General features: G+C 71.2%; 23 protein-coding genes, 2 tRNA genes and 1 pseudogene. 16 read left to right on the top strand and 10 right to left on the bottom strand.

Annotated elements, in window-relative coordinates:
- Nucleotides 1–108 precede the first annotated feature (108 nt).
- Nucleotides 109–627, bottom strand: coding sequence for an SSI family serine proteinase inhibitor (locus A4E84_RS43835; RefSeq protein ID WP_062927812.1), 519 nt, complete (start codon nt 625–627; stop codon nt 109–111).
- Between the two features lie 185 nt (nt 628–812).
- Between A4E84_RS43835 and A4E84_RS19510 the strand changes: the two genes are divergently transcribed.
- A tRNA-Ser gene (locus A4E84_RS19510) sits at nt 813–903 on the top strand.
- A gap of 209 nt (nt 904–1,112) precedes the next feature.
- Nucleotides 1,113–1,185 (top strand) — tRNA-Arg (locus tag A4E84_RS19505).
- An 81-nt stretch (nt 1,186–1,266) separates the two neighbouring features.
- Here A4E84_RS19505 and A4E84_RS19500 read toward each other — a convergent pair.
- On the bottom strand, nt 1,267–1,680 hold the full coding sequence (locus A4E84_RS19500) for a hypothetical protein (protein WP_062927811.1): 414 nt from the start codon (nt 1,678–1,680) through the stop codon (nt 1,267–1,269).
- Between the two features lie 277 nt (nt 1,681–1,957).
- On the opposite strand from A4E84_RS19500, the gene A4E84_RS19495 reads away from it, so the two are divergent.
- Together A4E84_RS19495 and A4E84_RS19490 are read left to right on the top strand one after the other, a co-directional pair.
- Entirely contained in the window at nt 1,958–2,896 is a 939-nt protein-coding gene (locus A4E84_RS19495; protein WP_062927810.1) for a MerR family transcriptional regulator, read from the top strand.
- A gap of 145 nt (nt 2,897–3,041) precedes the next feature.
- Nucleotides 3,042–3,536, top strand: coding sequence for a GNAT family N-acetyltransferase (locus A4E84_RS19490; RefSeq protein ID WP_062931522.1), 495 nt, complete (start codon nt 3,042–3,044; stop codon nt 3,534–3,536).
- Nucleotides 3,537–3,571: 35 nt separating this feature from the next.
- Here the strand turns inward: A4E84_RS19490 and A4E84_RS40860 are convergent.
- Nucleotides 3,572–3,809: pseudogene (locus A4E84_RS40860) on the bottom strand (IS256 family transposase); the annotation flags it as partial.
- 196 nt (nt 3,810–4,005) lie between these two features.
- Here A4E84_RS40860 and A4E84_RS19485 point away from each other — a divergent pair.
- Nucleotides 4,006–5,250, top strand: coding sequence for a hypothetical protein (locus A4E84_RS19485; RefSeq protein ID WP_159029595.1), 1,245 nt, complete (start codon nt 4,006–4,008; stop codon nt 5,248–5,250).
- A gap of 295 nt (nt 5,251–5,545) precedes the next feature.
- Here the strand turns inward: A4E84_RS19485 and A4E84_RS19480 are convergent, their stop codons facing one another.
- Entirely contained in the window at nt 5,546–6,022 is a 477-nt protein-coding gene (locus tag A4E84_RS19480; RefSeq protein WP_062927808.1) for a MarR family winged helix-turn-helix transcriptional regulator, read from the bottom strand.
- Nucleotides 6,023–6,119: 97 nt separating this feature from the next.
- Between A4E84_RS19480 and A4E84_RS19475 the strand changes: the two genes are divergently transcribed.
- The 8 genes from A4E84_RS19475 (at nt 6,120) to A4E84_RS19440 (ending at nt 16,241) form a co-directional block, all read left to right on the top strand.
- Complete coding sequence (locus tag A4E84_RS19475) at nt 6,120–6,518, top strand: HGxxPAAW family protein (protein ID WP_062927807.1); 399 nt, start codon at nt 6,120–6,122, stop codon at nt 6,516–6,518.
- A gap of 245 nt (nt 6,519–6,763) precedes the next feature.
- Nucleotides 6,764–7,636: a DUF2797 domain-containing protein gene (locus A4E84_RS19470; protein ID WP_079129020.1), complete on the top strand. Its 873-nt coding sequence runs from the start codon at nt 6,764–6,766 to the stop codon at nt 7,634–7,636.
- A gap of 108 nt (nt 7,637–7,744) precedes the next feature.
- The gene (locus tag A4E84_RS19465) at nt 7,745–8,485 is read left to right on the top strand and encodes a response regulator transcription factor (protein WP_062927805.1); all 741 of its coding nucleotides are present in this window, start codon (nt 7,745–7,747) and stop codon (nt 8,483–8,485) included.
- A complete protein-coding gene (locus tag A4E84_RS19460; RefSeq protein ID WP_062927804.1) occupies nt 8,482–10,089 on the top strand; it encodes a sensor histidine kinase in 1,608 nt (535 codons plus the stop codon). The genes A4E84_RS19465 and A4E84_RS19460 overlap by 4 nt, the downstream gene beginning before the upstream one ends.
- A 14-nt stretch (nt 10,090–10,103) precedes the next feature.
- The gene (locus tag A4E84_RS19455) at nt 10,104–11,486 is read left to right on the top strand and encodes a bifunctional glycosyltransferase family 2/GtrA family protein (RefSeq protein ID WP_062927803.1); all 1,383 of its coding nucleotides are present in this window, start codon (nt 10,104–10,106) and stop codon (nt 11,484–11,486) included.
- Nucleotides 11,483–13,714, top strand: coding sequence for a glycosyltransferase family 39 protein (locus A4E84_RS19450; protein WP_062927802.1), 2,232 nt, complete (start codon nt 11,483–11,485; stop codon nt 13,712–13,714). Before A4E84_RS19455 ends, A4E84_RS19450 begins: the two co-directional genes overlap by 4 nt.
- Nucleotides 13,715–13,820: 106 nt before the next feature.
- Nucleotides 13,821–15,317: an MFS transporter gene (locus A4E84_RS19445; RefSeq protein ID WP_062931521.1), complete on the top strand. Its 1,497-nt coding sequence runs from the start codon at nt 13,821–13,823 to the stop codon at nt 15,315–15,317.
- A gap of 144 nt (nt 15,318–15,461) precedes the next feature.
- On the top strand, nt 15,462–16,241 hold the full coding sequence (locus tag A4E84_RS19440; protein ID WP_062927801.1) for a TetR/AcrR family transcriptional regulator: 780 nt from the start codon (nt 15,462–15,464) through the stop codon (nt 16,239–16,241).
- A gap of 1 nt (nt 16,242) precedes the next feature.
- On the opposite strand, the gene A4E84_RS19435 is transcribed toward A4E84_RS19440, so the two are convergent.
- Together A4E84_RS19435 and A4E84_RS19430 are read right to left on the bottom strand one after the other, a co-directional pair.
- Entirely contained in the window at nt 16,243–16,713 is a 471-nt protein-coding gene (locus A4E84_RS19435) for a PPOX class F420-dependent oxidoreductase (RefSeq protein WP_062927800.1), read from the bottom strand.
- Nucleotides 16,714–16,723: 10 nt separating this feature from the next.
- Nucleotides 16,724–17,086: an STAS domain-containing protein gene (locus A4E84_RS19430; protein WP_257784343.1), complete on the bottom strand. Its 363-nt coding sequence runs from the start codon at nt 17,084–17,086 to the stop codon at nt 16,724–16,726.
- A 207-nt stretch (nt 17,087–17,293) separates the two neighbouring features.
- Here A4E84_RS19430 and A4E84_RS19425 point away from each other — a divergent pair, with 207 nt between their 5' ends.
- A complete protein-coding gene (locus tag A4E84_RS19425) occupies nt 17,294–18,016 on the top strand; it encodes a GAF and ANTAR domain-containing protein (RefSeq protein WP_062927798.1) in 723 nt (240 codons plus the stop codon).
- A gap of 57 nt (nt 18,017–18,073) precedes the next feature.
- Nucleotides 18,074–18,775 (top strand): GAF and ANTAR domain-containing protein, encoded by a 702-nt coding sequence (locus A4E84_RS19420; protein ID WP_062927797.1) that lies wholly within the window; start codon nt 18,074–18,076, stop codon nt 18,773–18,775.
- Here the strand turns inward: A4E84_RS19420 and A4E84_RS19415 are convergent.
- The 3 genes from A4E84_RS19415 to A4E84_RS19405 form a co-directional block, all read right to left on the bottom strand.
- Nucleotides 18,758–19,579, bottom strand: coding sequence for a YceI family protein (locus A4E84_RS19415; RefSeq protein WP_062927796.1), 822 nt, complete (start codon nt 19,577–19,579; stop codon nt 18,758–18,760). The two genes, A4E84_RS19420 and A4E84_RS19415, sit on opposite strands and share 18 nt — an antisense overlap.
- A gap of 89 nt (nt 19,580–19,668) precedes the next feature.
- On the bottom strand, nt 19,669–22,116 hold the full coding sequence (locus tag A4E84_RS19410) for an MFS transporter (RefSeq protein ID WP_062927795.1): 2,448 nt from the start codon (nt 22,114–22,116) through the stop codon (nt 19,669–19,671).
- Nucleotides 22,117–22,213: 97 nt separating this feature from the next.
- Complete coding sequence (locus A4E84_RS19405; RefSeq protein WP_062927794.1) at nt 22,214–22,702, bottom strand: MarR family winged helix-turn-helix transcriptional regulator; 489 nt, start codon at nt 22,700–22,702, stop codon at nt 22,214–22,216.
- 215 nt (nt 22,703–22,917) lie between these two features.
- On the opposite strand from A4E84_RS19405, the gene A4E84_RS19400 reads away from it, so the two are divergent.
- On the top strand, nt 22,918–23,115 hold the full coding sequence (locus A4E84_RS19400) for a hypothetical protein (protein ID WP_062927793.1): 198 nt from the start codon (nt 22,918–22,920) through the stop codon (nt 23,113–23,115).
- Nucleotides 23,116–23,424: 309 nt separating this feature from the next.
- Here A4E84_RS19400 and A4E84_RS19395 read toward each other — a convergent pair whose 3' ends face one another.
- Nucleotides 23,425–24,327: an RNA polymerase sigma factor SigF gene (locus tag A4E84_RS19395; RefSeq protein WP_062927792.1), complete on the bottom strand. Its 903-nt coding sequence runs from the start codon at nt 24,325–24,327 to the stop codon at nt 23,425–23,427.
- Between the last annotated feature and the right edge of the window lie 128 nt (nt 24,328–24,455).

Raw genomic sequence — 24,455 nt, 5'->3', positions numbered from 1 at the left:
CCGGCGGGGCCTGCCGCACCGGAACCGGCGGGGCCTGCCGCACCGGAACCGGCGGGGCCTGCCCCACCGGAACCGGCGGAGTCTGCCGCACCGGAGCCGGCGGACGGCTCAGGCCCTGGCGGCCCGGTTGCCCCCCACGCCCGGCAGAAGCGGCACGAGCCGGTCCCAGCGGGAGATCTGGCAGCCGTCACGGCGGTCGTACGTGGCGTCGACGGGCCGTCCGGCCCAGGTGCCGGTGACGTGCGCGGTGGCGGGGCCGCCGTACTGCATGGTGCAGAAGCCGCCCTCCGGCGCGGGGGCGAAGACGTCCTGCCCCCACCGCGTGTCCCGCTCCAGGGCGTCACAGGCGCCGCGCGGGTCGGGGTGGCTGCCGCCGTCGGGGCCGCAGTACAGCTCGAACGTTCCGTCGGCCCCGCCGCCGGCGTTCCGCACGGTGACGGTGAGGTGATCGCGGTCCGGGCCGCCGCCGGGACCGGCCGGGGACAGTAGTCCGGTCCCTGCGGCCTGGGCATACGCGGCCGGGGGCGCCGCGGTCAGCGACCCGGCGGCGGCGACGGAGGCGGCGGCACCGATGAGGAGGCGCCGCAGGACGGGGCGGGCGGTGGCCCGGGGGGTGGCACGCAACATGCCCTGCCTAACGCGGCACGGCCCCGGATGTTGCGCGCGGCCCCACGGGCGGAGGCCCGCACGGGCCTGACAAGGCCTTTGCCCCACGCCCTTCCCGCCTAGTACCGTGGGGGTCGATTGGTGACAGCACGCTCGACTGTGTCATCATCGGCACGCACCGCTCGCGCTCGCGCGGGAGTGATGCTGGAGGCGTCGCCTAGTCCGGTCTATGGCGCCGCACTGCTAATGCGGTTTGGGCCTTAAAGCCCATCGAGGGTTCAAATCCCTCCGCCTCCGCACTCGATCACGAAGCCCCGGTCACCTGACCGGGGCTTCGCTGTCGTTGCCCTCCGCAAGAGCGGGCGGGAGAGCCGCCGGAAGTGCCGTTTCCGCAGCTCACAAGGGGTGCGGCTAACGGATTTCACATGGCGGCGGCAGTCATGTAATGTTCTTCCTGTCGCCGCGAGCGAGCCGGAAGGCCCGAGAGCGGCGAAAAAACAGAACAAGCACTCGTAGCTTAACGGATAGAGCATCTGACTACGGATCAGAAGGTTGCAGGTTCGAATCCTGCCGAGTGCACAGCAGACCAGAGGCCCTGTGGAGAGATCCACAGGGCCTCTGGCTTTTGTCTTGACGGCATGGCAGTGCATGAACCGATCTCTAAGAGGGCGATTTGCCCCGGCCAGGCGTCTCAAGACGGTTGAAGCCGGCGAGGCGGGGCGAGATGGCGAAGGGGAAGGATTCGCCGTCGGGGGTCTCGAGGGCCGTCACGATGTCGTGGTCCGGTGCACCGAATATCTCGAAGTGCTGCACGGTGCAGTGCTCCATCACCTCGCGGATGTACGGATCCGACAGCCGCCAGTGGGCGCGGATGGCATCGGAGTCGCGGTAGAGCTGGAAGCTGTGCGCCAGCATCCGCTCCTCGTCGATGAAGACCTCCACCATGAGCTGGGGGCCGTGCTCTTGAGTGAATGCCACCGCCTGCGCGATGGCGTGCCGGAAGCCATCGAGGTGGCCGTCGGTGATGCGCATGGTGTTGCGGAAGAGAATGGTGCTGCTGTTTGCGTTCTTCATGCACCGAGTGTTGTACCTAAACCAAGGTTGAGGTCAAAGGTGCAGCTCAGTCGGGGATGTCGGCGACGATGCCGAGTCGTCGATGAAGCGCTGGTGGGCCCCTTCGCCCTCTTCTCCCGCGTGGAGGACCGAACAGCACCTTTTGCGTCACTCTGACGAGATGTGTCACTGAGGCCCCCGCTCCCAACTGGAGAAAGACTTGTGGGTGAGGAGTGGCTGGCTGCTGGCAGGCGAAGGGGCTTGAGTCTCCAGTAGGGGGAGACGCGAAGGTGGGGGCATGGACGGCGACGCGCTCTACTCGATCGGCGAGCTCGCTCGGCGGACCGGACTCACGGTCAAGACCATTCGGTTCTACTCCGATCGCGGAATCGTGGCGCCGACGGACCGCAGCCCGGCCGGCTACCGCCTTTACAGCATCGACGCCATCGCACGCCTGGACCTCGTGCGGACCCTGCGCGAGCTGGGACTGGACCTTCCCACGATCCGCAAGGTCGTGGACCGCGAGCTCTCGCTTCCCGAGGTCGCCGCGGCGCACGCCGAAGCACTGGCCGTGCAGATCCGCGTCCTGCGCCTGCGGCGCGCGGTGCTGACGGCGGTGGCCGAGCGCGGGTCCACACCTGAGGAGACGGAACTCATGCACCGGCTGGCCCAGCTCTCCGAGGACGAACGCCGACGTCTGATCGGCGACTTCCTCGACGCTGTCTTCGGCGGTCTCGACGCTGCCCCCGCATTCGCGGGGGTCATGCGCTCGATGACCCCCGAGCTACCTGACAACCCGGAGGCGGAGCAGGTCCAGGCGTGGGTGGAGTTGGCCGAAATGTCCCTGGATCCGGATTTCCGTGCCGCCGTGCGGCGGATGGCCGAGGACCAGGCAGTCGAGCAGGCCCGAAGCGGCAAGATGGGCCCGCGCCGCGACATCACCGCAGCCGTCCGTGACCAGGCCGGCCCCGCCCTGACCGCCGGCATCGACCCGGCCTCCCCCCAGGCCGATCCGATCGTCGCGGCGTTCACGGCGCACTACGCGCACCTCCTCGGCCGCCCCGACGACGTCGAGCTTCGCCGCCGGCTGGCGACTCGGCTGGAGAGCGTGAACGACCCCCGCAGAGAGCGGTACCTCCAGTTGCTCGCAGTGGTCAACGGCTGGCCGGCCCCGGAGAGTCTGGCTCCAGTGTTCGACTGGTCTCTCCAGGCTCTGCGCGTCCGGACACAGCAATGACGGTGCGGTCGCAAGGCGGCATGGGCCGGACGCGGCTGGCGTCGGGTGAAACGCCCCCGCACATGATGGGTTTATGAATGCCCCCGTCGTACTTCAGGTGGCCGCGACGTCGGCCTCTCCCGCTCTCGTTCTTCGCCCCTGGCGCATGGAGGACGTTGCCGCATTGGTCGAGGTGAGCCGGGATCCCGCATTGCGTCAGTGGGCGAGCTCGGCGGTGGACAACGATGCTGACGGGGCACGGTGGGTGCAGGCCCAGCAGCTGGGCTGGGCAGCGGGAGACCGGTTCGGCTTCGCCGTCCTTGAGGCACAACCCGGTTCAGTTCGCGAACAGTTGTTGGGCAACGTGGTCCTCAAGGAAGTCGCCTACGGCAAACCGGCGGCCGAGGTGGGCTACTGGACCGCGGCGCACGCTCGCGGGCTGGGAGTGGCTCCCCGCGCTCTGGAGGCACTCACCAGCTGGGCCTTCGACACCTTCGAAGCCGACGGGCTGGAGCGTCTCGAACTCCTGCACCAGGTGGACAACCTGGCATCGTGCCGGGTTGCGCAGAAGAGCCGGTACGACTTTGACAGCGTCCTGCCCGCGGCGCCGCCTTCCTTCCCTCGCGATGGCCACCTGCACATACGGCGCACGAGTGCCTGAGACCCTCCCGGCTTCTGCGGATCGGCTGAGGCTGCTCACGCCGCGAGGGGCTCGGGGCATTCGGCGAGGTGGCCGCGTTCGAAGAGGGCCCCGGCACGGACCGGAGCGACGAGGTGGGGTGCGTTCACGGCCCGCCAGCGGGCCCTGGGCGGGCTCGACCAGCTTGAAGACCATGGCCGGCCCGGCGGCCCGGCTGCCGGAACCCTTGGTCACCTTGGTCCGCAGCCGCACGGTGGCGAAGGTCGACTCGATGGGATTCGTGCTTCGCAGGTTCGAAGGCCCCCTGGGATCATCCCAGGGCAGTCCATCCGGTCGGCGGCGGCCCCGAGCGTCGTGTGGCCGACAACTCCACCGCGACTCGCGCCAGTTCGCATTACGATCACGTGGCCGCTGCAGGGCAGGACATCGCGAGGGGGACACGGGCGTGGGGAGAATCGAGGGCCACGGAGGCCGCCGGCGGGGCGGGGGCATGGCTGCGTTGGCTGTCGCCACGGTGCTGCTTCCGCTCGTCGCGGGGTGTGGCGGGGGCGATGACGGCGCCGACCCCACTGCCAAGGGCACTCAGGCGCCTGCCGGACAGCAGGGCGGGAGCAAGAGCGCAGGCCAGGGGAGCGGGGACTTTCCGGACAGGGGTGTGATCGTCACCGCCTCGTGTTCCGTGCCCGCGAGCAACCCGGCCAGAGTGACGGTCACGGGCTGGGATCCGACCACGTGGGAACGGACCGTCTCCCGGACCTTCACCGTCCCGGCCGAGGCCGTGGTCGCGGAGGCCGACGACGTCGCCTCCCCGCTCGTGGAGCTGTGCGCTGACAACTTCCCCGTCGCCGGTGCGTCCGAGGACGGGCCGCGCGCCGTCGCGGCCACCCGGCTGCGGCAACTCTTCGACAAGGACTTCTCCCGGATGGCCGTCGTTCTCATCGATCGAGAGACCGAGGCGACAGGGGTGGGATACGTCGACACCAGCGGCAAGCTGACCAAGCTGTCCGGTGGACAGACCGAGGACTTCGGTGACGCGCCCGGAGAGGAGAACGCCGTCTTCGCCCAGGACGGCAGTGCTGTCTGGTTCACCGAGACCGACTCCTCGGATCATGTGCGGATCGCCAGCCGCTCCGTCGCGGGAGACCACGAGGTGACCGAACAGGCGGGCGGTGATGGCAGTTACATGGACGGGGCCGCCCTTGCGCTCGCGGGGGACCCGGTGCGCGGGCTCTTCGGCAAGGAGGTCCGCGTCAGTCACGACGGGCGCAAGGCGACGACCTTCATCACTGGGCAGGGCTTCACCGTGGCCGACGTGCCACAGCGCAGTGCGCTGTTCAAGACCGACGGTGTGAAGACGACCGGCATTCCCTACGAGGGCGACTGCTACCCCTACGGCTGGGTCGACGACGAGACCGTGCTGTGCGGCCCCCGACTCGGCGAGGCCAAAGACCCGGAGCGGAAGAACTCCTTCTGGACGCTGGACACTTCTCGGCTCGACGGCACGGCGGACCTCCCGAAGGCTGCCCTGGGTGATCCGATCATCCCGGCGACGGATCGGAAGAACACCGTGCGGGCCATTTCGCCGGACGGAAAGCAGCTGATCTTCGCCTCGCTCCAGGGCACCCGGCTCGAGTTCTTCATCTCCGCCATCGCCCCCGGCGCAACCCCGAAGAAGATCGCTGCACCGGGCGCGGACAAGGCGCTGAGCGTGGGGGACGTCCTGGAGTGGCGGTAGAGGCCGTCAGCCTCTGAAGCCGGCAGACCGGTCGGGGCGGACGCCGGTTCAGCCCTTGTCGCTTGCTCGGGAGTATCCGGCGCCCGCCCCTACGCGATCAGCCCCGTGCCGTGGCCGTCCCGTCGAGGTGCCGGAGGAGGAAGCGGACCGCGCTGTCGAACTCGAACCGTGGGAGTTCCTTGTGCCTGCCCGTGTTGGCGTGACCGTGTCACGGTGCTCCGCAAGCTACCGCCCCGGCCGTCTGCGGCCCAACTGCTTTTCCGCGGCTTCCACGGCCGGACCGACGCTGCCGCGCTCAGTCCGGGCGGCAGTGCTCCTCCAGGTAGTTCGCCGCCAGCGTGCTGGCGCGGGTGAACCAGTCGTGCAGGACCGCGATCTCGTCCGGGGAGTAGTCCGCGAAGAGGTGCGTGAGACGGGCGTAGTACGGCTCGTAGACCTCTCGGACGCGGGCGACCGCGTCGGGCTGGGCCGCCACGCGGATGCGGCGGCGGTCGGTGGGGTCGGGGCGGCGGGTGATGTAGCCGGCGCGCTCCAGGCGGTTGAGGATGCCGGTGACCGCGCCGGTGGTGACGTGGACGCGGGCCGCCAGATCCCCGGCCGTGGGGAGGTTCTCGCCGGCCTCGATCACATAGGCGAAGCAGGTGAGGTCGGTCACACTCAGGCCCACCTGCTGGGCGATCTCGTGCTGTCCGACCAGGTGAGTCGCGATGAGCTGGTCCATCGCCGAGAGCGCCTGCTCGGGTGTGGCGGCCGGACGCGGCTTCGCTGGCATTCCCAGATCCCTTAGTTCGTGAGATGTTTGGGCTGTAAAAGTCTTAGCAGATGAAGGGTTCGGCGGACAGGAGCCCTTGGGCGCGAGGGAGTGACACGTGAGTGCACATCAGTATGACCACGGGCACACGGTCGCGGGATGGGTCGGAACCGGCATCGCCAGCGTCGGGGCCGCCGTGGCGGGGCTCGGGGTCATCACGGTCTCGGGCGTGCTGATCGCCGGAGGTCTGGCGATCGGGGTCGTGAGCCTGCTCGTCACCTGGGCCCTGCATCTCGCCGGGTGGGGGAAGGGGCCCGGCCTGCGGCCCCGGGCGGAATGGGGATGGCGGGTGCGGGACTCGGCGGCGCCGGGCGGGCACGCGGAGTGCCTGGCGTGCCGGCTGGCCGGGCGGGGGCGTGGCGCGCGTGCGGTGGTGCCGGTCATGCCGGCACAGCGCGAGAGCGAGCCGGAGACCGTCGCCGCCGGTGTCGAATCCGTGCGCCGAGACCGCTCCTGACCGGTGCTCGCCACCGGCCGTGCGCCGAGGCCGCTCCTGACCGGCACTCGCCACCGGTGCTCCTGACCGGTGCTCCCGACCGGCGCTCCCGGCCGGCACTCGCCACCGGCGCGCTCCCGACCGGCACTCGCCACCGGCGCTCCCGGCCGGCACTCCAGGCGGGCGACCAGGAGATCCCGCTACGACCTGTCGGAGCCCTCACAGCCCGCCCCCGTTGTCAGTGGCGCCCCCTACTCTCGGCAGTGATGACACAGGCATGGAAGTGCTCGGGGCTGCGGTGGTCGGCGGACGGTCCCGTGCTGGTGTGGGACGGCGGCCGGCCCAGTGCGCTGACCCGGGGGAGACGCGTGGCCTTCGGGGTCGCGGAGGGGGGTGTGCGCACCTGCGTGGGGGCGCGGGGGCACACGTGCCCGGTCGGTGCGGCCGTGCCGGGGCGCAGTACAGGGGCGCGGTGCGAGGACTGTGCGCGGCTGGACCGGGCGCACTCCGTGGCGGCGGACACCATCGCCGACGATCCCCGGCCGTACCACGTCTATCTGGCGTGGTTCGGACCCGGCATGGTCAAGGTCGGGATCACGGCCCAGGCGCGGGGTTCCGCACGGCTCCTGGAGCAGGGGGCCGTCTGTTTCAGCTGGCTCGGACTGGGACCGCTCATGGCCGCGCGGCGTACGGAGGAGCTGCTGCGGGCCGCCCTGCGGGTGCCCGACCGGATTCCCTACGCCGAGAAGCGGGCGGTCCGGGCCGCGCTGCCGGAGACCGCCGCCGACCGGGCCCGTGAGGTGACCGAGCTGTACGAGCGGGCGGTCACGCTCCCCGCGTGGCCGGAGTCCCTCGTGCGGGAGCCGCTGCGGGTCGTCGATCACGTGGGGGTGTTCGGGCTCGGGGGGCTGCCCGTCGCCGTCGGGCAGGTGAGCGAGCTCGTCGCCGGGGGTGCGGTCGGCGGGGAGCTGGCCGCGGCCGCCGGGCCCGATCTGCATCTGGCCACCGGGGGCGGGGTGGTGGTGCTGGACACACGGTTGATGACGGGGTGGGGGCTGGTGCCCGCCGCGGCGGGTGAACTGACCGTGCCGACCCGGCAGTTCAAGGAGGCGGCCGGCGTGCAGGACGGGTTGTTCTGATCCGCCCGGCGCTTTCCCAGGCATTGCCTGAGAAGCGCCTGTGTGTTTCTCAGAGAAATCACAGGTTGCCGAAAGCGTGTTCTCAGAGCTCCCCGACATCGTGTTCACATGACCACGACCTCGCCCCAGGGGCGCACCGAACTGCTCAGGCCGGACGGGAGCCCCGTCCGCGTGCTGGTGGTCGACGACGAGATGTCGATCAGCGAGCTGCTGTCCATGGCACTGCGCTACGAGGGATGGCAGATCAGGAGTGCCGGTGACGGCACGGGCGCGCTACAGGCCGCCCGCGACTTCCGGCCCGACGCCGTCGTCCTCGACATGATGCTGCCCGACATGGACGGGCTGGCCGTGCTCGGGCGGTTGCGCCGGGAGCTGCCGGACGTGCCGGTGCTCTTCCTTACCGCGAAGGACGCCCTCGAGGACCGGATCGCCGGGCTGACGGCGGGCGGTGACGACTACGTCACCAAGCCGTTCAGCCTGGAGGAGGTCGTCGCGCGGCTGCGCGGGCTGATACGCCGCTCCGGTGCCGCCGACCGGCGCTCGGAATCCGTGCTGGTCGTCGGCGACCTCACCCTCGACGAGGACAGCCACGAGGTGACCCGGGCCGGGGACGGCATCCACCTGACCGCGACCGAGTTCGAGCTGCTGCGGTTCCTGATGCGCAATCCGCGGCGCGTGCTCAGCAAGGCGCAGATCCTCGACCGCGTGTGGTCGTACGACTTCGGCGGCCAGGCCAATGTCGTCGAGCTCTACATCTCCTATCTGAGGCGGAAGATCGACGCCGGGCGCGAGCCGATGATCCACACGCGGCGCGGCGCCGGATACCTGATCAAGCCCGCGGCGTCATGAGCGGCCGACGGCGGCCGGGTACGCAGCAGCGGGAGGGCAGGCGGTGGGCAGGCAAGCCGCGCACGCTGCGGACACGGCTCGTCGTCGCGTCCGTGGTGCTGATCGCGGTGGTGTGTGCGGTGATCGGGACCGTGACGACACTCGCTCTGAAGTCCCACCTCTACGAGCAGCTGGACGGGCAGCTCGGCGCGGCCGCGTCCAGGGCCGCGCAGAGCCCGCCCAGGGAACCGGGCACGGACGGGGACGCCGGGCCCGCCGGGCGGAAGAAGGAGAGCCTCACCGACTTCGTCACGCGGGGGCCCCAGCCGGGCGGTACGGTCGTCGCCAAGGTCGAGGGCGGCCGGATCACGGACTCCGCGTACGGCGTGACCGACGACAACTACCAGGTGAGCCCCCGGACGCTGAACTCCGCCCAGACCGCCGCGCTCGCCTCGCTGCCGCAGTCCCCCGGAGATCCGAGAACCGTCGGCATCCCGGGCCTCGGCGAGTACCGGGTCATGTTCAAGAGCGGCGACAAGGGCAGCTACTACGTCGCCATCCCGACCGCCGACGTCGACAACACCATCAGCACCCTCATCCTCGTGGAGCTCAGCGTCACGGGTGCCGGTCTCGCCGCCGCCGGTCTCGCCGGTCACGTACTGGTCGGCGTGGCCACCCGCCCCCTGCGCCGCGTCGCCGCCACCGCCGCCCGCGTCTCCGAACTGCCCCTGCACACCGGCGAGGTGAACCTCAGCGAGCGGGTCCCCGACTCCGAGACCGACCCGCACACCGAGGTCGGCCGGGTCGGCGCCGCCCTCAACCGGATGCTGGACCACGTCCACGGGGCGCTGCACGCACGGCAGCAGAGCGAGACGCGCGTCAGGCAGTTCGTCGCCGACGCCAGTCACGAACTCAGAACACCTCTTGCCTCCATCCGCGGCTACGCCGAACTCACCCGACGCGGCAGGGAGCAGGTCGGGCCCGACACCCGGCACGCGCTGGGCCGGATCGAGTCCGAGGCCGGCCGGATGACCCTCCTCGTGGAGGATCTGCTGCTGCTCGCCCGGCTCGACGCGGGACGGCCGCTCCAGTTCGGGCAGACCGACCTCGTCCCGCTCGTCGTGGACACCATCAGCGACGCCCGGGCGGCCGGCCAGGACCACAACTGGCGTCTCGACCTGCCCGACGACCCCGCGCTCGTGTCGGCGGACGCGGCCCGGCTGCAACAGGTGCTGATCAACCTGCTCGGCAACGCCCGCACCCACACACCGCCCGGCACGACCGTCACCGCCCGCGTCCAGCGGCGCGGGACCTGGCTGTGTGTGGACGTCGAGGACAACGGGCAGGGGATCCCGGCCGCGTTGCTCCCGCACGTCTTCGAGCGGTTCGCGCGGGGTGACTCCGCCCGCTCCCGGGCCACCGGCTCGACCGGTCTGGGCCTCGCCATCGTGCGGGCCGTCACGAGCGCGCACGGCGGTGCCGTGACCGTCGACAGCGTGCCCGGGCGGACCGTGTTCACGGTGCGCCTGCCCGCGCTGCCCCTCCAGCCGCAGCCGGACATGAGCCGGCAGCAGCACTCACAGGCACGCCACAGCGTCACCACATCGGCACAACAGGGCGCCTGACGAAAGTCGGTTCCATGCGAACCGACTCTTCTCCCGGCACCCTGCCGGCGCGGGAGCACCTCCCGGCCGCACCAGCCGGTACGCCTGTCCTGGACGTAGTGGTCCCCGTCTACAACGAGGAGAAGGACCTCCAGCCGTGCGTCCGCAGACTGCACGAGCACCTCGACCGGACGTTCCCGTACGCGTTCCGCATCACGATCGCGGACAACGCCTCCACGGACACCACCCCGCAGGTGGCGCGGCAACTGGCGGCGCAGATTCCCGAGGTGACCACCTTCCGCCTGGAGCAGAAGGGGCGCGGCCGGGCCCTGCGGGCCGTCTGGTCGGCCTCGGACGCCCCGGTCCTCGCCTACATGGACGTGGACCTGTCCACCGACCTCAACGCCCTGCTCCCGCTGGTGGCGCCGCTGATCTCCGGCCACTCGGACCTCGCGATCGGCTCCCGGCTGGCCCGCAGTTCGCGGGTGGTGCGCGGACCCAAGCGGGAGTTCATCAGCCGGGCCTACAACCTCATCCTGCGCGGCTCGCTCCAGGCGCGGTTCTCGGACGCCCAGTGCGGCTTCAAGGCGATCCGCCGGGACGTGGCGCGGATACTGCTGCCGCTCGTCGAGGACACCGGCTGGTTCTTCGACACCGAGATGCTGGTGCTCGCCGAGCGCGCGGGGCTGCGGATCCACGAGGTGCCGGTCGACTGGGTCGACGACCCCGACTCGACCGTGCACATCGTCAAGACAGCGACCGACGACCTCAAGGGCGTGTGGCGGGTCGGCAGGGCTCTGGCCACCGGCTCGCTGCCGCTGGACCGGCTCGCCCGGCCGTTCGGCGACGACCCGCGTGACCGGGACATCGAGGACGTGCCGACGGGACTCGCCCGCCAGCTCGTCGGGTTCTGCGTGGTCGGTGTCCTGTCCACCCTCTTCTATCTGCTGCTCTACAGCGGCTTCCGGGTGTTCACCGGCTCCCAGACCGCCAACGCCCTCGCCCTGCTGGTCTCGGCGGTCGCCAACACCGCGGCCAACCGGCGGCTCACCTTCGGGGTGCGCGGGCGGGGCGGGGCCGTACGGCACCAGGCGCAGGGTCTGGTGGTCTTCGGCATCGGACTCGCCCTGACCAGCGGCTCGCTCGCGGCACTGAACGCGGCGACCTCCGAGCCCGCCCACTCCACCGAACTGGCCGTCCTCGTCGCGGCCAACCTCGCGGCCACCGTGCTGCGCTTTCTTCTCTTCCGGGCTTGGGTGTTCCCGGACCGGCGCGAGGACGCCCCGGCTCCTGCCGCCGCGCCCTCGTGCGACACCACCCCCTGCCGCGCCGGTGACGTCGCGGACTCCTGGCGGGACGCCACCGTGCAGCTGCTGCCGGTACGCCCGCACGACACCGATGCGAGGGACTTGCGATGACCGTCCACCACGACCAGGAGACCACCGGCAGAGGCACGAGCCCCGGCACGTGGACGCGGCCCCCGGACGCCGAGCCGTCTCTGGATGCCGCGCCGGCTCCGCGCGCCGGTGACCCCGGCCGGACCTTCCCGCAGCGGCTGTGGCGCGGCCGGCCCGAGGACCCCCGCTGGGCCCGCCCGGCCTTCCTCGCCCTGCTGCTGGCGACGGCCGTCCTCTACCTGTGCAACCTGAGCGCCTCCGGCTACGCCAACTCCTTCTATTCCGCGGCCGTTCAGGCGGGCAGCCAGTCCTGGAAGGCGTTCTTCTTCGGCTCGCTGGACGCGGCGAACGCCATCACCGTCGACAAGCCCCCGGCCGCGCTGTGGCCGATGGCCCTCTCCGTGCGGCTCTTCGGCCTCAGTTCCTGGGCGATCCTCGCGCCCGAGGTCCTCATGGGGGTCGGCACGGTGGCCGTCGTGTACGCGGCCGTGCGCCGCCGGTTCAGCCCCGCGGCCGGTCTGATCGCGGGCGCCGTGCTGGCGCTCACCCCCGTCGCGGCGCTGATGTTCCGCTTCAACAACCCCGACGCGATGCTGGCGCTGCTGATGGCGGCGGCCTGCTGGTTCGTCATCCGCGCCCTGGAGGACGGCCGTACGAAGTGGTTGGTGTGGGCCGGTGCCGCGATCGGCTTCGCCTTCCTCGCCAAGACCCTCCAGGCCTTCCTGGTCCTGCCGTCGCTCGCTCTGGTGTACGGCGTCTGCGCCCCCGTGCCGGTGAAGAAGCGGATCGGCCAGCTCGCCGCGGGGCTCGCCGCGATCGTCGTCTCCGGCGGCTGGTGGGTCGCGATCGTCGAACTCTGGCCCGCGTCATCCCGCCCGTACGTCGGCGGCTCGCAGAACAACAGCTTCCTCGAACTGACCTTCGGGTACAACGGCCTGGGCCGCCTCAACGGCGACGAGACCGGCAGTGTCGGAGGCGGTGGTGGCGGCGGGAACGGCGGCGGCAACTGGGGCGAGACCGGCTGGGACCGGATGTTCAGCTCCGCCATCGGCGGCCAGATCTCCTGGCTGATCCCGGCCGCGCTGATCCTGCTCGTCGCGGGCCTGGTCGCTACGCTCCCCCACTCTCGACTTCGCTGGAGCGGGGGGGCCCCCATGGCCCGCCGGACCTCGGCGACCCGCGGCGCGTTCCTGGTGTGGGGCGGCGCGCTGCTCACGACCATGCTCGTCTTCAGCTACATGCAGGGCATCTTCCACGAGTACTACACGGTCGCCCTCGCCCCCTACATCGCCCCGCTGATCGGTATGGGCGCGGCCCTGCTCTGGGAGAAGCGGGACAAGGCGTGGGCGTCGCTGACCCTGGCCGCCGCGATGACGGCGACCGCAGCTTGGGGATACGTCCTGCTCAACCGCTCCTCCGACTACCTGCCCTGGCTCAAGTGGCTCGTCCTGGTCGGCGGTCTGACGGCGGCCCTCGGCCTGGTCTTCGCCGGCCGGCTGGGACGCCGGCCGGCCCTGGGAGCGGCCGGGCTCGGCCTCGTCGCCGCGCTGGCCGGTCCGGCGGCGTACACCCTCACCACGGTGAACGAGGGGCACACCGGCTCGATCGTCACGGCGGGCCCGGCGGTCGCGGGCGGCCGCGGCGGACCGGGCGGTGGCGGCGGCCCCGGCGGAGGCGGCTTCCCGGGCGGAGGCGGCCAGAACCAGCAGAACGGCAACGGCAACGCCCGGGGCGGGCAGGGCAACGGATTCCCCGGCGGGGACGGCTTCCCGGGCGGAGTCGGCCAGAACCAGCAGGGGCAGGGCCAGGGCCAGAACCAGGAAAACGGCGACGGCGGTCGTACGGGCGGCATGGGCGGAGGCGGCGGCGTCGGCGGCCTGCTCAACGGCGCCGACGTCAGCGCCGAGGCCAAGAAGCTGCTGGAGACCGACGCCGGCCGGTACACCTGGGCCGCGGCGGCCATCGGTGCCCAGAACGCGGCGAGTTACCAGCTGTCCACCGGCGACCCGGTGATGGCGATCGGCGGCTTCAACGGCACGGACCCGTCCCCGACCCTGGCCCAGTTCAAGAAGTACGTGGCGGACGGAAAGATCCACTACTTCATCGCCTCGGGCGGCACGGGCGGCGGCATGGGCGGCAGCAGCGACGGCACCTCTTCCCGGATCACCTCCTGGGTCGAGGCCACCTTCAAGAAGGTCACGGTCGGTTCGGCCACGTTCTACGACCTCACCCAGAAGGCGAGCGGCTGACACGTCCCTGACCGGAGGAAGGGCGGTGGCCGAAAGGCACCGCCCTTCGCCGTCCCCGCCGAAACGCTGTTGTACGCCGTATAGGAACTGTTCTACGGTGTACAGCATGACGACGTCCCCCCAGGAAACGGCCCCGCCGCAGACGGCCCACGGAAGCCACCCGCAACGCTGGCTGATCCTCGGTGTCGTCTGCCTCGCGCAGCTCACCGTGCTGCTCGACAACACGATCCTGAACGTGGCCATCCCCTCGCTCACCCGCGAGATGGACGCGACGACCGCCGACGTCCAGTGGATGATGAACGCCTACGCACTGGTGCAGTCGGGCCTGCTGCTCACCGCGGGCAACGCCGCCGACCGCTACGGCCGCAAGCTGCTGCTGATGTCGGGCCTGGCGGTCTTCGGCCTGGGCTCGCTGGCGGCCGGGCTCTCCCAGAGTCCGGGCCAGCTGATCGCGGCCCGCGCGGGCATGGGCATCGGCGGCGCGCTGCTGATGACCACGATCCTCGCCGTCGTCGTACAGATCTTCGACGACCAGGAGCGGGTGAAGGCCATCGCGCTGTGGTCGACGGTCAGTTCGCTCGGCTTCGCGGCCGGACCGCTGATCGGCGGCGTGATGCTGAACCACTTCTGGTGGGGCGCGATCTTCCTGATCAACATCCCGGTCGCGCTGCTCGGCCTGGTCGCGGTCGCCGCGCTGGTGCCGGAGTCCAAGCACAAGGCCGGTGACCGGCCCGACCTGCTCGGCGCGGTGCTCTCGACCATCGGCATGACGGCCGTGGTGTACGCGATCATCACCGGGCCCGAGCACGGCTGGACCTCCGCGCAGGTGCTGGTCTCGGCGCTGATCGGCGTGGTCGTGCTCGGCCTGTTCGTGCTGTGGGAGCTGCGCACCGAGCACCCGATGCTCGACATGCACTTCTTCCGCAACCAGAAATTCGTGGGCGCGGTCGCGGGCGCGATCCTCGTGGCGTTCGGCATGACGGGGTCACTGTTCCTGCTCACCCAGCACCTGCAGTTCGTCCTCGGCTACGAGCCGCTGGACGCGGGGCTGCGGACGGCGCCGCTGGCGCTGACCGTCGTCGCGCTCAACTTCACGGGGGCCGGGGCGAAGCTGGTCCTCAAGGCGGGCACCCCGGCGGCGATCGCGCTCGGCATGACCCTGGTGTCCGCCGGGCTCGCGGCGATCGCGCTGCTCGGAGGGCACGGGTACGAGGGCATGCTGCTCGGACTGGTCGTGATGGGGGCGGGTGTGGCGCTGTCCATGCCGGCGATGGCCAACGCGATCATGGGCGCGATACCGCCCGAGAAGGCGGGGGTCGGAGCGGGGATCAACGGGACGCTCGCGGAGTTCGGCAACGGACTGGGCGTCGCCGTCCTCGGCGCCGTGCTCAACTCCCGGTTCGCCTCGCTGGTCGCCGTGTCCGCCGCATCGTTGCCGGCGGCGCTGACCGCGGCCGACTCGGCCGAGGAGAAGGCCAGGATCTCCGACGCGTTCGCCTCAGGGCTGGAGACCAGTCAGCTGGTGGGTGCGGTTGCCGTGCTGGCGGGCGGGCTGGTCGCGGCGGCGTTGCTTCGGCGTGCTGAGCGGGCAGAGTCCGCCTAGGAGCTCGGGGTGTGCGGTCATCGCGCGGGTGCGGGGCCGTTGCGGCGGAGCGCGCCCACGCGGCGGAGCCGTACATCGGCACAGCCCCGCGCCCTTCCGGGGCGCCTGGCATGATCGGCGTTCGAAAGCAGAGGTAGGTGCGCCATGACGAAAGCCGCCCGGCAGGATCAGCCGCGGTCCAGCGTCTGGCTGGAGGGCACGGCGCACCGGCGGCGCGGTGGCGGGCAGCCCTCGGGACTGGACCGGGCGCGCATCATCGAGGTCACCGTGCGGCTGCTGGACGCCGAAGGACTGGCCAAATTCTCGATGCGGCGGCTGGCCGGTGAGCTGAACGTCACCGCGATGTCCGTCTACTGGTACGTCGACACCAAGGACGACCTGCTCGAACTGGCCCTGGACGAGGTCATGGGCGGGATGCGGCTGCCCGATCCGGACGCCGGCGAGGACTGGCGGGACCAGGTGCGGGCGCTCGCCCGGGAGTACCGGACGCTGCTCGTGCGGCACCCCTGGGTGTCCGCGCTGGTCGGGGTCTTCCTCAACATCGGCCCCAACAGCCTGGCGTTCTCCCGGGTGGTCCAGCGCGTCGTCCGCAGGACCGGCCTGCCCGCGAAACGCATGACGAGCACGATCTCGGCCGTCTTCCAGTTCGTCTACGGCTACGGCACCCTGGAGGGCCACCTCGCCTCCCGGGCCACGGCCGGCGGCATGAGCGTCGACGAGTACTTCCAGCAGACGCTGAACGCCGTGACCGCCGCCCCGCAGGCCGCCGACGTCCTGAAGGAGTCGCGGGAGATCATGGCGGCCCGCGGCGGCGACACGGTCGCCGAGATGCTGGAGCGCGACTTCGAATTCGCGCTGGAACTGCTGATCGCGGGCATCGAGGCGATGGTCACCCGCGAGCGGGAAGCCGCCGCGGAGCGCTGACCTACTCCCCTTCGACCAGCCGCGCCGGGAACCCCCCGGTCGCCACCGGCCCCCACCGCTCCGGCGTGATCCGGATGATCGACTTGCCCTGCTTGAGCATGGCCGCGCGGTACTCGTCCCAGTCCGGGTGCTCCCCGGCGATGTTCCGGTAGTACTCGACAAGCGGTTCGACGGAGTCGGGGGAGTCGACGACCTCGGCCGTGCCGTCGATCTGCACCCAGGGGCCGTTCCAGTCGTCGCTGAGCACGAGCAGGCTCACGCGGGGGTCCCGCTTGGCGTTGCGGGTCTTGGCGCGCTCCGGGTAGGTGGAGACCACGATCCGGCCGGAGTCGTCGACACCGCAGGTCAGCGGGGAGCCCTGGGGGCCACCGTCGGTCCTGCGGGTCAGCAGGATCGCGTGGTGCCGGGGGCGCACGAAGTCGAGCAACTCGTCCAGGGAGACGCGGGTGTTCGTCGCGATGTTCGGTGCCATGTGCGGCAGCCTACGACGCCAGGGCTTCGGCGAGGTCGTCGTACACGGGGACGTCCCGGCGCAGGCCGGTCAGCTCCAGGACGCGGGCGGTGATCCCCTCGGGCCGGGCCACCAGACGCAGCACGGCCCCGGGAGGCAGCCGGCGCCGCACGTCGTTGACGAGGCGGACGCCCTGGGAGTCCATGAAGGAGGTCGTGCTCAGGTCGAGGACGAGGACCTCCAGCCGGTCACGCCGGGCCCCGGCCGCGGACAGGACGAGCGGCAGCAGCTCCGCCGCGTTGCAGAAGTCGATCTCGGCGGGCATCGTGAGGTGGACGCGACCGGGGAGGTCGCGCGGTTCTGTGGGATTCGTGAAGAAGGTCACGGCACTCACCTGGCAGACGTTCGTCCGGTTTCCGGTAAGGCCGCTTCCTGACCCGTGGCGCCATTCCACCATGCGGGGGGCGGGTGGTGGAAGCGCCCCGCAGCGGCGTCGGCCGGGCGTCACTTGGAGGCAACCGAACAGTTAGAGTGCTGTCCGTCCTGTGCTCGCAGTCGGGAATGTGCTGCGGAGCTCTCCTGCGCACGGCCATGGCCGTGCATGCCGAAGAGGTTCGTGGTGGCTGCGTCCGAGTTTCCTGATTTGCCCCGTTTTCCGGCTGGCGCCGAGCTGGCCGAAGCCCTCACGGTGGCTTCTCAGCAGCTGCACGAAACCCTCACGCCGCACAGCGCCCTGCGCACGGCGGTCCGGCTGGCGGTCCATCTCATGCCGGGCGCCGAGCACGCCGGCATCTCCGTGATCGAGCGCGGCGACAAGCTCCGCACGCTCGCCTGGACCGACGAGGTCGTGCGCTCCGCCGAGTCCCGGCACACCGGCCGCGAACAGCACGGCCTGTGGGACCAGTTGTGGAACAGCCCGGTGGCGCGCATAACGGACAGCGAGGCGGACGACGGCTGGGACGTGCTCGCGGCGCTGGGGCTGCGCTCCGCGCTGTCGCTGCGGTTGCGCGCCGACCGTCGCCGGCTCACCGTCCTCACGGCGTACGCGCGCAAGCCGGGCGTCTTCGACGAGGAGGCCACGCGCGTCGGCCGGCTGTTCAGCGCGCACGTCAGCATCGCCCTGGACTCGGCGACCGTGCGCGAGCAGCTCACCGAGGCCATGCACACCAGGGACCTGATCGGCCAGGCCACCGGCATCCTCATGGAACGCCAGGGCATCGACGCGTCCGCGGCCTTCGAGAGCCTGGTGCGGGCCTCCCAGCGGGAGAACGTGAAACTGCGCGACCTCGCCCGCCGGATCGTCGGTGCGCACAACACCCCCTGAGGTGAGCTGAATTACGTCGGGGGCGTGTCCGGCCGGTGACGGGATACCCGTACGGTCATGAGCTCCGAAGCGTCCGACACGCTGGACCAGGCGATGGTGCGCAGCAGCGGTCTCGACACCCTGCTGCGCGATCTGACCGACCGCGCGGTGCAGGAGGTGCCCGGCGCGGAGGCGTGCAGCATCACCGTGCGCCGCGGGGGCCGGCTGCTCACCCTGGCCGGCAGTGACGGCATGCCCAGCGGCCTGGACCTGCGCCAGTACGAGAACGGCTCGGGGCCCTGCGTGGACGCGGCCGAGACCGGCGAGGAGCAGTACGCCCCGGATCTCGCCGAGGAGTCCCGCTGGCCGTCGTACACGCAGTACGCGCTCTCCACGGGCGTCCGCTGTGTGCTGGCGGTGCCGGTCGCCGTCGAGGGCGAGAGCGGCGCCGCGCTCAACTACTACGGGGTGCGGGCCGGGGCGCTGGACACGGGCCAGGACGCGGCCCGTGCCTTCGCGGCCCGGGCCGGGGACGCGATCGACGTGGCGCTGCGTATCGAACGCCGGCGCCAGTCGGCGGCCGATGTGCGCACCGCGCTGCTTTCCCGCAGTGTCATCGACCAGGCGGTCGGCATCCTGATGGCCCGGGAGCGGATCGACGCACGGATCGCGCTGGAGCGGCTGCGCCGGGTCTCGCAGGACCGGAACGTCAAGCTCCGGGACCTGTGCGGCCAGTTGGTGGCGCGGGTGTCCGCCCCGGACTCACACCGCCGGAAGTGACTCGCCCTGCACGGCCTGGATGTCCAGCTCCACCTTCAGCGTCGTGCCGACGGCGGCGATACCGGCCTGCAGCACCTGGTTGTAGTTCATCGCGAAGTCCTCGCGGTGCAGTTCCGTCGTCGCGCGGAACGCCGCCCGGGTGCCGCCCCACGGGTCCGGGCCCGTGCCGAGGTAGGCCAGATCCAGGTCCACGGGCCGGACGACCCCGCGCATGCCCAGCTCGCCGTGGACGGTCCACCGGTCGGACCCGGCCGCCGTCAGCCCCGTCGACCGGAAGGTGATCTCCGGGAACCGCTCGACGTCCAGGAAGTCCGGCGACTTCAGGTGCCCGTCGCGCATGCCGTTGCCGGTGTCGATCGACGCCGCCCGGATCACCGCCTGCACGCGCGACTCGGTGACGTCGTCCGGGGCGATCTCGATCGAGCCGGAGAACTCCGTGAACCGGCCGTGCACGCTGGAGATGCCCAGGTGCTGCGCCATGGCGGCCACGCTGGAGTGCACCGGGTCGACGGTCCACGGGCCGGGCGGCGGCAGCTCGGTGCCGCCTTGGCGCGCCAGCGTCACGGTGCCGGCCTCGGCCCGCCCGCTCGCGGTCACGATCACGCTGGAGGCCGCGGGCGCATAGCCCACCGCCGTGACGATGACCGTGTACGCCCCCGGCTCCATCGGCGTCGCGTCCCGCACGAAGCCCTCCGCGTCGGCCTCGGCCCGCAGCACCTGCGCACCGGTCGTGTCCGCCACCGTGACGACCGCGTGTGACACGGCCCATCCGTCCCGGGTGCGGATCCTCGCGGTCAGTCCCATCTCAACTGCTCCTCAGAAAGAAACCGGCCCGCGACAGGGGGCGCACCTCCGCTCAGAGCGCGCCCACCTGTCACGGGCCGGGGTCCGTACTACTCGCCGGGGTGGGCGAGTTCGATGTCGTGGGCGTCGGTGCCGACGCCCGTGACCGTCAGGGCGGTGGCCACCGGCGGGTAGCCCGTGGCGATGACGGTGTACTCGCCGCCGTCCAGGTCGGTGAAGGCGTACGCCCCGTCCGTCCCGGTCGTGGCCGAGCCGACGACGTTGCCCGCCTGGTCGACCAGCGTCACCCGGGCGTCGGCCAGCGGGCCGTGCGGGGCGCGGACGACACCCTGGACGCGGGCGCCCGGGTCCAGGTCGATCTCTACCCGGGTGACCCCGGTGCCGCCCACCTCGACGGGCAGGGCGCGCGGCCGGTACCCGGCGGCGTTCACCGCGACGGTCACCGCCCCGGGCACCAGCTCGGCGAAGGAGAACTCGCCCTGTTCACCCGTGGTCCCGTTGGCCAGCAGGTCCCCGCGCACATCCGTCACGATGACCATGGCGTCCTTGACCGGCTCCCCGCTCCCGGCGGCCCGCACCAGGCCGGTCAGCCCGCTGGTGCCGCTGAGCAGGATGTCGTAGGCGACCGGCTCGCCGTTCACCACGACCGTGGACGCCTGCGGCTGGAAGCCGTCGGCGGAGGCGATCAGGACGTACGAACCGGAGCCCGGGGCGTCCACCGCGTACGAGCCGTCGGCCTGTGCCACGGACCTGCCCAGCTGACGCCCGGCCAGTGAGATCAGCGTGACGGCGGCCTGCGGCACGGGCGCGGACTCGTTCCCGCGGACGAAACCGCGGACCGGGACACCACCGGAGGCCTCCTCGGCACGCACCGCCGTGGCGACGGCGGCGAGCCGCTGCGTCCCCTCGGGCCCGGTCCCGCCGGCGGCCTCGGTCTCGGCCCAGCTCGGCGCGGCCTTCTCCGCCTCGGCGGCCTCGACGGCGACTTCGGCCGGAACCACAGCCGGCGTCTCCGTGTCGGCGGCCTGCGCCAGCCCGCCCTTCGTCTTCAACGGGACCTCCTTGATGAACAGCGACACCAGCAGCGCGAGCAGCGCCAGCGGGGCCGAGTAGAGGAACACGTCCGCGACACCGTGGCCGTAGGCGCTCTCCACGACGGTGCGGATCGGCGCGGGCATCGTGCTCAGGTCGGGGATGCCTCCGCCGCCCGTGCCGGCGTGACCGAGGGCCGCGCCCTTGGGGCCGAGGTCGGCGAGGCCGTCCTTGACGTAGTCGGTGATCCGGGTGCCCAGGACCGCGCCCAGGGCGGAGACGCCCACCGCACCGCCGAGGGACCGGAAGAAGGTCACCGTGGAGCTGGCGGCACCCAGGTCGCCCGGCTCCACCTGGTTCTGCGTGCACAGCACCAGGTTCTGCATCATCATGCCGATGCCGAGACCCAGCAGCGCCATGAAGATCGCTATGTGCCAGTACTCGGTGTCGTACCGGATCGTGCCCAGCAGGCCCAGGCCCGCGGTCACCAGCACACCGCCGCCGACCAGCCAGCCCTTCCAGCGCCCGGTCCGGGTGATGACCTGGCCGGAGACGGTGGAGGAGATGAACAGACCCGCGATCATCGGGATCGTCATGACGCCGGACATCGTGGGCGACTTGTCGCGGGCCAGCTGGAAGTACTGGCTGAAGAAGACGGTCCCCGCGAACATCGCGACACCGACGAACAGCGAGGCCAGCGAAGCCAGCGCGATGGTGCGGTTGCGGAACAGCCGCAGCGGGATGATCGGCTCGCTCGCCTTCGCCTCGACGAGGACGAACAGCGCCAGCAGCACCAGCGAGCCGCCGACCATCGCGTACGTCTGCCAGGACACCCAGTCGTACTTGTCACCCGCGAAGGTGACCCAGACCAGCAGCAGGCAGACGGCCGCCGTGATGAAGAAGGCGCCGGCCCAGTCGACCTTGACCTTCCGCTTGACCACGGGCAGGTGCAGGGTCTTCTGCAGCACGATCAGGGCGATCACGGCGAAGGGCACGCCGACGTAGAAGCACCAGCGCCAGCCGAGCCAGTCGGTGTCGGTGATGACACCGCCGACCAGCGGACCGCCGACCATGGCGGTGGCGAAGGTGGCGCCGAGGTAGCCGTTGTAGCGGCCGCGCTCACGCGGCGAGATCATCGCCGCCATGATGATCTGGGCCAGCGCGGACAGACCGCCCATGCCGATGCCCTGGACCGCGCGGAAGGTGATGAGCATGCCCGGGTTCTGGGACATGCCGGCCGCCGCCGAACCCAGCACGAAGACGACCAGCGCGAACTGGATCAGCAGCTTCTTGGAGAACAGGTCGGCGAGCTTGCCCCACAGCGGGGTGGACGCGGTCATCGTCAGCAGGGACGCGGTCACGACCCAGGTGTAGGCGCTCTGGCCGCCGCCGAGGTCGCTGATGATCCGGGGCAGGGCGTTGGAGACGATCGTCGACGACAGGATCGCGACGAACATGCCGAGCAGGAGGCCGGTGAGGGCCTCCATGATCTGCCGGTGCGTCATCGGAGCGCCGTCGCCGGAGGAGCCGTGGGAGCCTCCCCCGTGCTTGGCATGAGCCCGCACACCGGCTGGTGTGGTCGTTGCCATGGGCTTCCTTCTCTTACGTGCTTGCGGGTGTACGGGTGGTCTGGTCGAAAGCGGCCGGTGCGGCCCTGGTCCCGGGTCGGCAGTCGAAGCTCTCCCTCAGCCGCGCCATGAGGCTGGTGAGCCGGCCGACGTCCTCGTCGGACCAGTCGCTCAGGCGCTCGGCGAGGACCTCGGTGGTCCGCCGGGACAGCTCGTCGAGCTGTGTGTGGCCCGCGGGAGTGAGGCGCAGGATGCGTGAGCGTTTGTCCGCTGGGTCGGGGGAGCGCTCGATCCAGCCCCGGTCCACGACGTGCGCGACATGGCGACTGGTGACCGACATGTCCACCGCCAGCAGCTCGGCGAGCTTGCTCATGCGCATGTCCCCGTGGCGTCCCAGCAGCGTCAGGACGGCCGCCGACCCGCCGGGGCATTCGGCGGGCATGATCCGGCCGAGCTCCCGCTTCACGGCGCCGAAGGCGCTGAACTGGCGGACCAGCTCTTCGTACTGCGCCTGTTCGGCCATGACACCTCCCGCTTTCGTTGCTTAGGGCAACCGTAGGAGCTGTTGGTTGCTGAAGGCAAATAAAAAGGGAGGCGTGGAAACAAAAAGTTGGCAAAGGCAAGTGTTGCGGAAGTAAATGTGCTGGTGGCGAGCCTGGCGGTAGGGGTCGGTCGGGGTCAAACGGAACCCCAACCCCCACTTGGGGAGTCCCGGCGTTTTCGCTAGGGTCTCGGGCCATGGCTAACAACCAGGCCCCGCAGGGCAATCACGACCCCGCCGGCAGCACCCAGATGTTCCGCGCGTTCGTCGACGAGGCCCCGCAGGGCCGTCAGGCGGCGGCCCCGTCCAGCAGCGGTCCGCGCATCGGTCTCATCCTCGGCGTAGTCGTCGCCGTGGCGGTCATCGCGGCGGTGGCCTGGCTGGCACTGGCCTGACTCTCACCCACCTGGGCGTCGCTGCCGTGGCCGGGTGTGCCCGCAGCCGAGCGGAGACGCACCCGCACCCGCCGGACGACGCAAGGGGACGTGTCGGGGTGTCCGCCCGCAGCGGTTGGCGCGTCAACGCCAGTCAGCCGGTAGGACACCCCATTGCGCCGTTCCGAGGACGGACACCCCCGGCGCGGCCCCGACCCACCCCCGGCGTCAGGCGCAGACGACGCGCACCCACCCGAAGCAGCCGCAGGCATACGGCGCGGCCCCAACAGCCGCGCCCCAGCCTTCGGTCTGCCTTCGGCGGGCCCTCGGTCAGTCCGAGATCAGGCCTTCCCGGAGCTGCGCCAGCGTCCGGGTCAGCAGCCGGGAGACGTGCATCTGCGAGATGCCGACCTCCTCGCCGATCTGCGACTGCGTCATGTTCGCGAAGAACCGCAGCATGATGATCCGCCGCTCACGGGGCGGCAGCTTCGCCAGCAGCGGCTTCAGGGACTCCCGGTACTCCACACCCTCCAGCGCGGTGTCCTCGTACCCCAGCCGGTCCGCCAGCGATCCCTCGCCACCGTCGTCCTCCGGCGCCGGCGAGTCCAGCGAGGACGCCGTGTAGGCGTTCCCCACCGCCAGCCCGTCGACGACGTCCTCCTCGGACACGCCCAGCACGGAGGCGAGTTCGGTGACCGTCGGCGACCGGTCCAGCTTCTGCGAGAGCTCGTCACTGGCCTTGGTCAGAGCGAGCCGCAGCTCCTGCAGTCTGCGCGGCACCCGCACCGACCACGACGTGTCGCGGAAGAACCGCTTGATCTCGCCCACGACGGTTGGCATCGCGAACGTGGGGAACTCGACGCCCCGTTCGCAGTCGAACCGGTCGATCGCCTTGATCAGCCCGATCGTGCCGACCTGGACGATGTCCTCCATCGGCTCGTTCCGGGACCGGAACCGCGCGGCGGCGTACCGCACGAGCGGGAGGTTGAGCTCGATGAGCGTGTCACGGACGTACGCACGCTCGGGGCTGTCCTCGTCGAGCGCGGCCAGCCGCAGGAACAGGGAGCGGGACAGGGTGCGGGTGTCGATGGCGCCCGCAGCCGGAAGGACCGGGACGGGCTCGGCCGGAACGGCCGGTACGTCATCGATGGGGCCGAGTGAGTCGAGAGCATGGGGAGCTGTCTCGCTCTCCGCGAGCGTGAGCACCTTCGAGCTGCCCTGTTCTGCGGACATGCCACCCCCTTTGGGTCGCGGGACGGTCGTGGCGAACGCCCCCGCTTGAGGAACGCAGCCTTCACCTGAATACCGGAACCGGAGCTCCGGCAAACGCGCTTCCCGCAGAATGTCACATGTCGGCAACA

Source organism: Streptomyces qaidamensis, assembly GCF_001611795.1.
GTDB classification, from domain to species: Bacteria; Actinomycetota; Actinomycetes; order Streptomycetales; family Streptomycetaceae; genus Streptomyces; species Streptomyces qaidamensis.
The sequence above is the reverse complement of the archived record's forward strand: the minus strand, read 5'-3'. Positions and strand labels throughout refer to the sequence as shown.